Source organism: Micromonospora sp. DT178 (assembly GCF_049841695.1).
Classification (GTDB): domain Bacteria; phylum Actinomycetota; class Actinomycetes; order Mycobacteriales; family Micromonosporaceae; genus Micromonospora.
In genome coordinates this window covers 419200-431235 of sequence record NZ_JBNCKV010000004.1, presented here as the reverse complement: position 1 = coordinate 431235, position 12036 = coordinate 419200, and the positions used below count along the sequence as shown (strand labels likewise).

At 72.6% G+C, this 12036-nt stretch carries 10 protein-coding genes and 2 pseudogenes; 7 read left to right on the top strand and 5 right to left on the bottom strand.

Features of this window, described 5'->3' with window-relative positions; translation table 11 throughout:
* Positions 1–480: 480 nt before the first annotated feature.
* Positions 481–1083 carry a dTMP kinase gene (locus tag ACLQ22_RS10595; protein ID WP_425692109.1) on the bottom strand — a complete coding sequence of 201 codons (603 nt, stop codon included), beginning with the start codon at positions 1081–1083 and terminating at the stop codon, positions 481–483.
* 141 nt (positions 1084–1224) lie between these two features.
* Between ACLQ22_RS10595 and ACLQ22_RS10590 the strand changes: the two genes are divergently transcribed.
* The gene (locus ACLQ22_RS10590) at positions 1225–1788 is read left to right on the top strand and encodes a dihydrofolate reductase family protein (protein WP_425692108.1); all 564 of its coding nucleotides are present in this window, start codon (positions 1225–1227) and stop codon (positions 1786–1788) included.
* Positions 1789–1805: 17 nt separating this feature from the next.
* On the opposite strand, the gene ACLQ22_RS10585 is transcribed toward ACLQ22_RS10590, so the two are convergent.
* Positions 1806–3677, bottom strand: coding sequence for a thiamine pyrophosphate-requiring protein (locus ACLQ22_RS10585; protein WP_425692156.1), 1872 nt, complete (start codon positions 3675–3677; stop codon positions 1806–1808).
* Here ACLQ22_RS10585 and ACLQ22_RS10580 point away from each other — a divergent pair.
* Positions 3676–4630, top strand: a pseudogene (locus tag ACLQ22_RS10580) (TrmH family RNA methyltransferase). The gene ACLQ22_RS10585 and the pseudogene ACLQ22_RS10580 overlap by 2 nt on opposite strands.
* Positions 4631–4667: 37 nt before the next feature.
* Here ACLQ22_RS10580 and ACLQ22_RS10575 read toward each other — a convergent pair.
* Positions 4668–5126 (bottom strand): Lrp/AsnC family transcriptional regulator, encoded by a 459-nt coding sequence (locus ACLQ22_RS10575; RefSeq protein ID WP_425692107.1) that lies wholly within the window; start codon positions 5124–5126, stop codon positions 4668–4670.
* A 145-nt stretch (positions 5127–5271) separates the two neighbouring features.
* Between ACLQ22_RS10575 and ACLQ22_RS10570 the strand changes: the two genes are divergently transcribed.
* The 3 genes from ACLQ22_RS10570 to argG all read left to right on the top strand — a co-directional run bounded on the left by ACLQ22_RS10570 (position 5272) and on the right by argG (position 8053).
* Positions 5272–6072 carry an LLM class flavin-dependent oxidoreductase gene (locus ACLQ22_RS10570; RefSeq protein ID WP_425692106.1) on the top strand — a complete coding sequence of 267 codons (801 nt, stop codon included), beginning with the start codon at positions 5272–5274 and terminating at the stop codon, positions 6070–6072.
* On the top strand, positions 6069–6494 hold the full coding sequence (locus tag ACLQ22_RS10565) for a nucleoside deaminase (RefSeq protein WP_425692105.1): 426 nt from the start codon (positions 6069–6071) through the stop codon (positions 6492–6494). Before ACLQ22_RS10570 ends, ACLQ22_RS10565 begins: the two co-directional genes overlap by 4 nt.
* Positions 6495–6601: 107 nt before the next feature.
* Positions 6602–8053 (top strand): argininosuccinate synthase, encoded by a 1452-nt coding sequence (argG, locus tag ACLQ22_RS10560; RefSeq protein ID WP_425692104.1) that lies wholly within the window; start codon positions 6602–6604, stop codon positions 8051–8053.
* A 98-nt stretch (positions 8054–8151) separates the two neighbouring features.
* Here the strand turns inward: argG and ACLQ22_RS10555 are convergent, their stop codons facing one another.
* Positions 8152–9099, bottom strand: a complete 948-nt coding sequence (locus ACLQ22_RS10555) for a quinone oxidoreductase family protein (protein ID WP_425692103.1) — start codon at positions 9097–9099, stop codon at positions 8152–8154.
* Positions 9100–9236: 137 nt separating this feature from the next.
* On the opposite strand from ACLQ22_RS10555, the gene ACLQ22_RS10550 reads away from it, so the two are divergent.
* On the top strand, positions 9237–9659 hold the full coding sequence (locus tag ACLQ22_RS10550; RefSeq protein ID WP_425692102.1) for a MarR family winged helix-turn-helix transcriptional regulator: 423 nt from the start codon (positions 9237–9239) through the stop codon (positions 9657–9659).
* Between the two features lie 228 nt (positions 9660–9887).
* On the opposite strand, the gene ACLQ22_RS10545 is transcribed toward ACLQ22_RS10550, so the two are convergent.
* Positions 9888–10460 carry a DUF6892 domain-containing protein gene (locus ACLQ22_RS10545; protein WP_425692101.1) on the bottom strand — a complete coding sequence of 191 codons (573 nt, stop codon included), beginning with the start codon at positions 10458–10460 and terminating at the stop codon, positions 9888–9890.
* 139 nt (positions 10461–10599) lie between these two features.
* Here ACLQ22_RS10545 and ACLQ22_RS10540 point away from each other — a divergent pair.
* A pseudogene (locus ACLQ22_RS10540) lies at positions 10600–11982 on the top strand (PucR family transcriptional regulator ligand-binding domain-containing protein); the annotation flags it as partial.
* Between the last annotated feature and the right edge of the window lie 54 nt (positions 11983–12036).

Here is a 12036-nt window from a genome sequence, read left to right as displayed (position 1 = left end):
CCGTCGGCCGGCACGCTGGGCGGGCCGCGTTGAGGGGGCGTTCCTTCCACGGCTGCGGCCCGTGGCTGACCATCCACGGCTGGCCGCCGGCGTCCCCGCCGCTGGCCGTCGATCCGCACTCCGGTGCGGTCGGCGTCCGTCGCCCGCCCAGATAACCCTGAGCGCGCTGTCGAGCTGCCCCATCCATGGGACCGCCCGGTGGACGATCCGGGGAGGGACCCGGCGGGCGGATCGTGGCGGCCCCGGGCAGGGCGAGCCGGGGGCCGCCAGCATGGACATGGTGGCCAGGGCGTTCCAGCCGGCGGTGAGGTCGTCCGTGCCCTCGCGGATCCGCTGCTCCGCGGACTGCCCCGTCTGTGCGGGCAGCTCGACAGGGCGCGACCGGGGCTGTGGGCCGGTAGTGCCGCCGACGGTCCCGGTTGACGCTGGGGGAGCGAGCCGGGCAACCAGCCTGGCAGCCGGCCGGTCGGGGACCGGAGGTCAGCGGGCGAGGGCGGCCCGGACCACCCGGTCGAGGGCCGCGCCGACCTCGGCCGGGTCGCCGTTCGCGTCGATGACGGTGAACGTGCCGAACTCCGGCAGTCCCCGGTAGCCGGCGTCCAGGGCACGCAGGTGGGCCAGCTCCTCGGTGTCGATGCCCCGGGCCAGCACCCGTTGTTGGGCCCGTTCGGGCGAGACCGCCAGGAAACAGACGAGACCCGGTCGCGGGAAGATCGCGTACGCCAGCCGGGCCAGCCGCCCGCCCCGGTCGCCGCGGACCCGCATCACCACGTACTGGCACCAGGACCAGCGGTCCATGACCGCCGTCCGGCGGGTCAGTCGGGCGACCAGCACTGCCCGGGCCATGGCGAGCCAGCGCACGGTCGCCTCGATGGTCACGTAGCCGGTGCGGCCGAACAGGTGCGGCCCGTCGCGGTGGCCCAGCGCCTGCGCGAGCCGGTTCCAGAGCGGCCGGCCGCCGGCGTTCTCGAAGTAGCTGGCCGGCACACCGGCCGAGGTGAGCCGGTCCGCCAGCGCCTTCGCCTGGGTGGTCTTCCCGGCTCCGTCGACGCCGACCAGGGCGATGATCGTCGCGCGGCGCATGAGCGGCACGATAGCGGCGCTGGACAAGCCGTGGCACAGACCTGGAAAAAAGTCGTCCCGGGCTGTCGGATCCGGCGACGCCGCTCCGACCACTTGGCGACAACGCCCGCGAGGGCGACCGAAGCCAGGAGGAGCAGCGGCATGCGGAAGATCATCTACGGGGTGCACCAGTCGCTCGACGGGTTCATCGAGGGGCCGAACGGGGAGTTCGACTGGCCGGAGATGGGCCCGGAGCTGTCCGCCTACTCGCTGGCGCTGTGCGACCGGGCCGGCGCGTTCCTCTACGGTCGCCGGGTCTGGGAGTTCATGGCCGCCTACTGGCCGCAGGCCGAGTCGATCTCCGATCACCCGCACGACCTCGCGTTCGCGCCCATCTGGCGGCGTACGCCGAAGGTGGTCGTCTCGCGCACCCTCACCGCCGCCGAGCACGGCGCTCGGGTGGTCGGCGGCGGAGACCTCGGCAAGGAGGTCACCGCGCTCAAGGAGCAGCCGGGCGGCGATCTGCTGCTCAACGGCGGGGCCGACGCCGCCGGCGCGCTGACCGACCTCGGCCTGATCGACGAGTACCAGATCTTCGTCCACCCGGTGGTGCTCGGCGGCGGCAAGCCGGTCTTCTCGGTCCCGGGGCGGATCAACCTGCACCTGGTCGAGTCGCGGACCTTCGACGGCAGGTCGGTGCTGCTGCGCTACCGCCGTGCGGACTGAGCCCCGGCGGGCGTGGCTCAGCCCCGGCCGCGCCCCGGCCGGAGGGTGGCGACCGCCGTGGGCAGGCCCCGCCGGATGATGCCCGCCCAGTCGGTGTCGCCGCGCAGCACGGCGGCGGCGGTGTTGCGGGCCTGCTCGGCGGTGAAGTGCGGCGGCAGCATCAGCTCGGCCGGGTCGACCAGCGCGTTGACGACCACGGGCCGGTCCGCGCTCAGCGCCCGCTCCCAGACGCCCGGCACCTGCTCCGGCGCGTCGACCAGTTCGCCGTGCAGGCCCAGCACCTCCGCCCAGCGGTGGTAGCCGATGTCGGGCAGCTGCTGGCTGTCCGGGAACATCGGCGTCCCCTCGCTGGAGCGCTGCTCCCAGCTGACGAAGGCCAGGTCCCGGTTGTTGAGCACGAGCACCACGAAGCGGGGGTCCGACCAGCTCCGCCAGTACTTGGCCACCGTGATCAGCTCGTTGACCCCGTTCATCTGCATCGCGCCGTCGCCGATCAGGGCCACCAGCGGGCGGTCCGGGTGGGCGAACTTGGCGGCCAGCGCGTACGGCATCGCGCCGCCCATCGAGAGCAGGGTGCCGGAGAGGCTGGCCAGCATGCCGGGGCGCACCTGGAGGTGCCGGGCGTACCAGGCGGTCGTGGTGCCGCAGTCGACCGAGATCATCACGTCGTCGGGGAGCCGGTCGCTGAGGGTGGCGAAAAGCAGCTGCGGGTTGACCGGATCGGCGGCCTGCCCGGCCAGTTCCCGCTGCGTACGGCGCCAGGCGGTGGTGGCCTTCCCGATCGTCGCCCGCCAGCGGGTCGGTCCCGGGCCGGGGCCGAGCTCGCGCAGCAGGGCCCGCAGGGTGGGGGCGGCGTCCCCGGTCAGGTTCACCTCGGTCGGGTACCGCAGCCCCAACTGTGTGCCGTCCCGGTCGATCTGCACCGCCCGGGCCTGCCCCTGCGGCGGGTAGAACTCCGAGTACGGCATGTTGCTGCCGACGATCAGCAGCCGGTCGCACTCGTTCATCAGCTGCCAGCTGGGTCGGGTGCCGAGCAGGCCGATCGCGCCGGTCACCCACGGCTCCCGGTGGTCCACCGCGGCGAACCCGAGCAGCGCCGCCGCCACCCCCGCGCCGAGCCGGTCGGCGACCGCGCGGACCTCGTCCACCGCGCCGAGCGCGCCCTGCCCCACCAGCATGGCGACCCGCTCGCCGCCGCCCAGCACCTCGGCGGCCCGGCGCAGGTCCGCCTCCGGCGGCACGGTCGGGCCGCTGCCGGGCACGTCGCTGGTGCGGTAGAAGCCGTGCGCGTGCGGCGGCTCCGGCACGGCCGGCGCGTCCTGGATGTCGGACGGCAGCACCAGCGCGGTGACCGTACGCCGGGCCAGCGCCGTGCGGCAGGCCCGGTCGACCAGGTGGCGGACCTGGCTGGGGTGGTCGAGCTGGGCCAGGAAGGCGGCGGCGACGTCCTTGTAGAGGGCGAGCAGGTCCACCTCCTGGTAGTAGCCGCCGCCCTCGGCGGTGAGTGCGGTGTGGCCGACCAGGGCGACCACCGGCTGGTGGTCCAGCTTGGCGTCGTACAGGCCGTTGAGCAGGTGGATCGCGCCGGGGCCGCTGGTCACCAGCGCGCAGCCGAGCGGCCCGCCGCCGTACTTGACGTGCGCCGAGGCCGCGAAGCCGGCGGTCTCCTCGTGCCGGACCTGGACGAACTGCGCCCGCTCCCCGGTGCGTTGCAGTGCCGAGGTCAGGCCGTTGATGCCGTCGCCGGGATAGCCGAAGTAGCGGCGGACGCCCCAGCCGGCCAACCGGTGCACGATGTGGTCCGCGACGGTGGCGTCGCGGGGCAGGGGGCCCAGGTCGACGCGCCATCCGTCCGGGTGGTCGATGCGGGCCGGCCCCGGCGTGCCCATGGGACGTGCGTTCACCTGGCTGTCCTTCCGTCGGTCCGCCGCTCCGGCCCGCCATTCCCCGTCCTACCCGGACAAAACGCCACGAGGTGCTCCGCCGTCGGGCGGCCCGGGGCGGCTGCGGCGCGTCCGGCAGAATCGGGCGGGTGCCCATCCACCCGATCACCGACCCCGACGACGACCGGATCGCCGACTACCGCGCGCTGACCGACGTCGAGCTGCGTACCCGCTGGGAACCGCCGCACGGCCTGTTCATCGCCGAGGGCGAGCTGGTGCTGCGCCGGGCGCTGCGCGCCGGCTACCCGGCCCGGTCGTACCTGGTGGACGCCAAGCGGGTCGACCAGCTCGCCGACCTGGACACCGGCGACGCCCCCGTCTACGCCGCCACCCAGGACGTGCTGCAACGGGCCACGGGGTTCCACGTGCACCGGGGCGTGCTGGCGTCGTTCCGGCGCAAGCCGCTGCCGGCCGCCGCCGAGGTGCTGGCCGCCGCGCGCCGGGTGGTGATCCTCGAGGACGTGAACAACCACACGAACCTGGGGGCCATCTTCCGGGCGGTGGCCGCGCTCGGCGTGGACGCCGTGCTGCTCTCGCCGACCTGCGCCGACCCGCTCTACCGGCGCAGCGTCCGGGTCAGCATGGGTGAGGTCTTCGCGATCCCGTACGCGAAGCTGGACCCCTGGCCGGACGCGCTCGGCGACGTCCGCGCGGCCGGCTTCACCGTGCTGGCGATGACCCCGGCGCCGGACGCGGTGCCGATCCAGCGGCTCGACGCGGCGCGGCGGGCCCGCGCGGCGCTGCTCATGGGGGCCGAGGGCGCCGGCCTGACCCGGGCGGCGATGGACGCCAGCGACGTCCGCGTGGTGATCCCGATGCGCCGCGGCGTCGACTCGCTCAACGTCGCCGCCGCCACCGCCGTGGCCTGCTGGGAGCTGGGCCGCGACGACCCGGCCTAGTGCTCCGCTTCAGCCGCGGGGGGCGTTCGTGCCCCGGTCACGAGCGGGGCGGCGACAGGCGCGGGCCGCGATAGGGCAGGGTGGCGCTGTAGACCACGTTGGTGGTGGTGCTGCCGAACCCGGCGAGATCGTCGACGACCTGTTCGAGGTGCGCCATCGACGTCGCGGCCACCTTCAGCACGTAACAGTCGTCTCCCGTGGTGCGCAGGCACTCCAGAATCTCCGACCGTCGCTCCAGCAGCTGGTGCAGCGGTTCGTGCCGGCTGCCGGGGTACTTCAGCCGGACCACCGCGAGCACGGCGAAGCCCGCCTTGGCTAGGTCGACCTCGGCGCGGTAGCCGATGATCACACCGGTCGCCTCCAGCCGCCTCACCCGTTCGCTGGTGGCCGACGCGCTCAGCTTGACCCGGCGGCTGAGCTCGGTGATCGGCAGCCGGCCGTCGCCCTGCAACTCGATCAGGATGGACCAATCGACAGCGTCAAGATTCTCGGCCATCGGGCCATCTTGCCGATGGATCCACGGCAAAAGCCAGCAAAGGCAGGGAACGCGATGTTCACACACGGAACCCACCCCGGCTAGCGTGGAACCCGTGCAAATTGGCGTCAACGTACCGAACTTTGCCCCGGGTACCGACCCCGAAATGCTGCGACGGTGGGCGCAGACGGTCGAGGGCCTCGGCTTCGACCTGCTGATGGTCTCCGATCACATCGCGGTGACCCCGGACGTGGCCGAGCAGTATCCGGCGCCGTTCTACGAGCCGTTCACCACGCTGTCCTGGCTGGCCGGGGTGACCCGCCGGGTCCGGCTGGGTACCACGGTGCTCATCGTCCCGTACCGGCACCCGCTGCTCACCGCCCGGATGGCGGCGAACCTCAACCGGCTCAGCGGCGGCCGGCTCGTCCTCGGCGTCGGCGTCGGCTGGGCCCGGCAGGAGTTCGAGGCGCTCGGCGTGCCGTTCCGGCGGCGCGGCGCGCTGACCGATGAGTACCTGCACGTCATGCGCGACGCCTGGCGGAACACCGACGACTACGATACGACCCCGATCCCGATCTGGGTCGGCGGCAACAGCGACGCCGGCATTCGTCGCGCGGTACTGCTCGGTGACGCCTGGCACCCGCTGCGGGTCACGCCCGGATGGCTGGCGGACGCAGCGGGGCGGCTGAAGGCCACCGCCGACGAACTGGGCCGGCCGGTGCCCGCGTTGATGCCACGCATCGGACTCCGGGAGACCCGAGAAGTGGTCACCGCCCCGGACCGGCTCGCCGGTGTCGGCACCATCGAGCAGATCATCGCTGACATCGACCAGATCCGTCTGCTCGGGGCGGAAACGGTGGTGCTCGACCCGTTCAACGGCGACCTGACCGAGATCCGCCAGCCCGAACGCGCCTGGCAGACCCTTGCGGCCGTGGCCGCGTACCACAAATCCCAGGAGGACCGATGACCCCTGACGACGAGAGATTTCTCCGCCGTGCGGTGGAACTCGCCAGCGAGGCCGGGGCATCCGGCGAACGGCCGTTCGGCTCGTTGCTGGTCGGTGCGGACGGCACCGTCCTGATCGAGGACCACAACACCGTGGTCTCCGACTCGGACATCACCGCCCACCCGGAACTGAAGCTGGCCCGCTGGGCCGCTCGGGAACTCGCTCCCGACGTGGCCGCCGGCACCACCATGTTCACCAGTTGCCAGCCCTGCCCGATGTGCGCGACCGCGATCGACCGGTCCGGCCTCGGCCGAGTGGTGTACGCCCTGTCCGCCGAACAGTTCGAGGAGGTCAAGCCGGCCACCCCGCCGCTGCCCCCGGTGCGGTACGAGGGGCCGGCGCTGTTCGACGAGGCGCGCCAGCCGATCGACAACTATTACTAGAGGGGGACCCTTGCGGCGGTGCGGGGCGTGCGGTGGGTCCCGCTGTCGCTGGTCATGTCCCTACCCTGCGTTTGCATGGCCATGCGGCCTAGTGCATAATCTTCCTTGTGTCCAAGGTTCTCACCTCCCTGCCCATCGGTGAACGTGTCGGCATCGCCTTCTCCGGCGGCCTCGACACCTCGGTCGCGGTCGCGTGGATGCGCGACAAGGGCGCCGTTCCCTGCGCCTACACCGCCGACATCGGCCAGTACGACGAGCCGGACATCGCCTCGGTGCCCGGTCGCGCGCTCAGCTACGGCGCCGAGGTCGCCCGGCTGGTCGACTGCCGCGCCGCCCTGGTCGAGGAGGGCCTGGCGGCGTTGACCTGCGGGGCCTTCCACATCCGGTCGGGCGGGCGGGCGTACTTCAACACCACCCCGCTGGGCCGGGCCGTGACCGGGACCCTGCTGGTCCGGGCGATGATCTCCGACGACGTCCAGATCTGGGGCGACGGCTCGACCTTCAAGGGCAACGACATCGAGCGGTTCTACCGGTACGGCCTGCTGGCCAACCCGCAGCTGCGCATCTACAAGCCGTGGCTCGACACCGACTTCGTCACCGAACTCGGTGGGCGCAAGGAGATGTCGGAGTGGCTGCTCGAACGCGGCCTGCCCTACCGGGACAGCACCGAGAAGGCGTACTCCACCGACGCCAACATCTGGGGCGCCACCCACGAGGCGAAGACCCTCGAGCACCTCGACACCGGCATCGAGACGGTCAACCCGATCATGGGAGTCCGGTTCTGGGACCCGTCGGTGGAGATCCCGACCGAGGACGTCACGATCGGCTTCGACCAGGGCCGCCCGGTGACGATCAACGGCAAGGAGTTCGGCAGCCCCGTCGACCTGGTGCTGGAGGCCAACGCCATCGGCGGCCGGCACGGCCTGGGCATGTCGGACCAGATCGAGAACCGGATCATCGAGGCCAAGAGCCGGGGCATCTACGAGGCGCCCGGCATGGCGCTGCTGCACGCCGCGTACGAGCGGCTGGTCAACGCCATCCACAACGAGGACACCCTGGCGAACTACCACAGCGAGGGCCGCCGCCTCGGCCGCCTGATGTACGAGGGGCGCTGGCTGGACCCGCAGGCGCTGATGCTGCGCGAGTCGTTGCAGCGCTGGGTGGGCACGGCGGTCACCGGCGAGGTGACGTTGCGGCTGCGTCGGGGCGAGGACTACTCGATCCTGGACACCACCGGCCCGGCGTTCAGCTACCACCCCGACAAGCTGTCGATGGAGCGCACCGAGGACTCCGCGTTCGGCCCGTCGGACCGGATCGGCCAGCTCACCATGCGCAACCTGGACATCGCCGACTCGCGGGCGAAGCTGGAGCAGTACGCGACCCTCGGCATGGTCGGCGGCGCGGCCCCGCAGCGGATGGTCGGCGCCGCGCAGGCGGCCTCGACCGGGCTGATCGGCGCGATGCCGCAGGGCGGCGCGGAAGCCATCGCCTCCCGGGGCGTCTCCTCGGGCGAGGACGAGGCACTCGACCGCGCCGCGATGGAGTTCGGCGTCGACTGAGCGACGCCCGGCACGCGAGCGTCACTGGCCCGAGGGCCCTCCGACGGGAGGGGCCTGGGGCCGCGTCGCTCAGGGATCCTCGGGCCGACCGTCGCGTCCTATCCGACCTTGAGGGCCAGCTTTCCGACATAGTGATCATTCAGGGCGCGATGCGCATCCCCGACTCGTGCCAACGGGAAGGTCCGGGCGACGTGGACCTCGAAGGAGCTCGCCTCGATGATCGCGTTCAGCCGATCGGTGGCGGTGCGGCTCCGATCCCCGTCGTAGTGGGACACCGTCGCGCCCGGCGACGTCACCGGCGCGGGCAGGACACCGTTCGGCCAGGCGATCCGCCCCGACTTCTTGATCGCGCGCAGAGATCGTTCGGCAACCTCGCCCCCTACGGTGACCAGAGCCGCATCGAGCCCGCCTGGTGCGAACTCGAACGCCGCAGCCAACACGTCGTCTCTGCGACCGTCGACGGCGTCGTCAGCGCCCAGCCGCCGGGCCAGGGCGACACCGTCGTCACCAGAGGCCACGGCCAACACCCGGATGCCGCTGTGTCGCGCCAGCTGCACGGCCATGTGCCCGATGCCCCCGCTGGCCCCGAAGACCATGAGCGTCTCGTCCGGCCGCAGGTCGAGCAGGTCGAGACCGCTCAGTGCGGTCAGGGCATCCCACGCCATCGCGCCGGCCTGTCCGGTCGCCATCCGGTCGGGCACGCGAGCCACGAACTCCGCCTCGACGACGCCGTACTCGGCGTAGAAGCCGCCACGCGGCACCGGCATCGTCGCGGCGTAGACGCGCTCGCCCACGTCGAACCGCGTGACGTTGCGTCCGACCGCGGCCACCGTGCCCGCCGCGTCCCAGCCGAGGACGTAGGGGAAGGTCGACGCGACACCGAAGACGCCGTCGTATCCCCCCTCCCGCTCGCCCGCGTCCCAGGACCCGACGCCTGCGTACTCCACCCGGATGAGGACGTCGTCGTCGCCGACCTGCGGGAGCGGTATCCGGCGCGACGAGAGTTCGTCGACCCCGCCGAACCGGTCCAGGACGACCGCGTTCATCTGTGGCGCCACGATCGCGTCGCCCGCTGTGCGCTCGACTCTGCTCCGCATCGTCCCCCCTCGTTTACTTGAGTGCATCAAGGATCATTGGACCACAGCTATTTGAGTGAATCAACTAACTCCTCTAGGCTGGGGGCATGGCGCTGCCGAACGGACCCGTGACTCCCTCGTCCGAGGCCGAGGCAGCCCTGTTCGACCTGGTCGACGTGTACGACCGCGCCTACGAGGCGGCGGCAGCCGAGCTGTCGCTCAGCCCGGCGCAGGCATGCGTGCTCGGGCGACTCGATGAGCGACGGGGCATGGGCGCCCTGGCCGAGGAACTCGGCTGCGATGCCTCCAACATCACCCAGATCGTCGTGCGTCTCGAAGCGCTCGGCCTCGTGACCCGCGAACCGAACCCCCGGGACCGCCGCGCACGGCTCGTCGCGAGAACCCCCCGGGGGAACGAGATCAACCACCGGTTCGCTACGGCCTTCACCTTCGCCCGCACGGCGGTCGGACGACTCTCGCCCGACGAGCAGGACCAGTTGACGGCGTTGCTGCGCAAGGCACTGGGCTGACCCGCATTCGCAAACCACGCCAGCCGACAAGCCGAACCCGCCGCGTCCATCATGGGCATCCAGAGCGAAACATCTGAACACGCAGCCTTACAAACTGCGTGAATCGAACGTTCTTCGAGATTCCGCCGCAGGCGTCACCTCTTCCTGCGTCGCTTTTCCCCGCGTGGCACCACGTTCCCACCCAGGACTCCCGGCCTCTGTGGGGCAACGGCCTCTGCGGTGGCGCGGTCAACGGTTGATCGTCGTTCCGCGGGCCTCCAAGCGGCTCAGGACTTCGGGGTCGTCGAGGTGCGCCAGCGAGACGTCCAGGGTGTGTAGCGCAGGCAGCGACTCCAGCGCCGCCGCTCCCGTGCATTTCCCGGTCAGCACCAGTTCCGACAGGGCCGGGTGGCCGGTCAGCGGGGTCAGGTCCAACGGACCTGGACGATAGCCGTGGCCGTCCAGGTCCAGGGACCGCAGGCTGGACAGTGCGTCAATGCCCTCCAGCGACGTCACGTTGTAGTCGTCGGACTCGCCGCCGGTGTCGATGTCCAGGGTCTGCTCGATCAGCATGTAGATGTCGCTGCCGCCGTCGAACTGCAAGTCGGTGATCGCTGCGGCCTCGGCCGACGGCACCGTGACGGCATGTAACAGCTTCAGTGACGCCTTCAGGCGCGGGCCTGGACCCGGGTAGCCGTCCTCCGGGCCGTCGGGGCCGGTCGACTCGATGAGCGCCTTGAGATCGTCGGCAGCGATCGCGTCGTCCAGCAGGGCGTCCAGGACGCCCAGGTGCAGGCCGAGGTCGGCGAAGATGAGGGTCATGATCCCGACCGTATCGGGACCGCTTCATCGACTGGGCACGGCCCGGGACTGAGTGCGGAACCTGCCCGAGCCCGAGCGGCACGGGCGGGGCCCGAGACTGGGTGGCCGCCCGTGCGGAATCGACGTCACGGACGGTAGCGTGTCGCCCGTGTTCCCTACCGTCCGTGAGGTCCTCGCGCTGGACCCGGTCCGCCACGGCGCCCCGCGACTGGTCGCCGGGGAGGCCGGCCTCGACCGTCCGGTGCGCTGGGTGCACGTGACCGAGGTGCCCGACATCGCCCCCCTGCTCGGCGGTGGCGAGCTGGTGCTCACCACCGGGATCGGGCTGCCCGCCGACGACGCCGGGCTGCGCGCCTTCATCGGCGACCTGGCGGACGTGGGCGTCTCCGGCCTGGTCGTCGAGCTGGGCCGCCGGTACGTCAGCGGGGTGCCCCGGGTGATGGCCGCCGCCGCCGAGCGGCGCGGGCTGCCCCTGGTCGAGCTGCGGCGGGCCACCCCGTTCGTCCGGATCACCGAGGCCGTGCACGCGCTGATCGTCGACGCCCAGTTGACCGAGCTGCGGGCCACGGAGGAGATCCACCAGCGCTTCACGGAGCTGTCGGTGGAGGGCGCCGGCCCCGGCGAGGTGGTGCGGCAGGCCGCCGACCTCTCCGGCTGCCCGGTGGTGCTGGAGAACCTCTCCCGGCAGGTGCTCGCGTACGACCCGGCGGGGGAGAGCGCCGAGCTGCTGCTGGACTGCTGGGAGCAGCACTCGCGGCGGATCCGGCCGGCGGGGCGCACGGCGTACGACGGCGACAACGGGTGGCTGGTGACCACGGTGGGTGCCCGGGGGCAGGACTGGGGGCGGCTGCTGCTGCGCTGGCCCGGCGGGGGCGATCTGGCGGCGGGCCGGCGCGTGTTCGACCCCGCCGAGGAGGGCGGCGCGCCCGTCGGCGTCGCCGCGCCGCCCGTGGTTCCGCCCACCCGGTTGACCATCCTCGTCGAGCGGGCCGCCTCGACGCTGGCCCTGGGCCGGCTGATCCGGCGCGACGCCGAGGGCCTGGAGCGGCAGATCCACCGGACGCTGCTCACCGCCCTGCTCGACCACTCGCTGCCGGTGGACGAGGTCGCCCTGCGGGCCCGGGCGCTCGGCGTGGTGCTGGAGCGCCGGCACCTGGTCGGGGTGGTGGTCCGGCACCGGGCCGACGGCCCGGCGGGGGAGGGCGGCGCGGCCCCGGACCAGGCGCACCCGGGCGGTCCGGAGGCCGGCCCGGCACGGCTGCGTGATCTCGCCGAGGCGGTCGGGCAGGCGTTGCGCGAGGCGAAGCTGACCGGGCTGTCCAGCGCCATCGACGACCACGCCGTCGGCGTGCTGCTCGCCCTGCCGGAGCCGGCGGCCGAGGAGCGGTCGCTGGCCGCGTTCGCCACCGCGCTGCACCGCACCCGCCCGGACACCCCGGCCCGCTCGGACGGCCATGTCCGCCCGGACGGTCAAGGCCGCCCGGACGGTCAAGCCCGCCCGGGCGGCTCCGCTCGTCCCGACGGCCAGGTCCGCCTGGGCGGCCCCGTCCGCGGTGACGGAGCGGCCTGGTCGGGC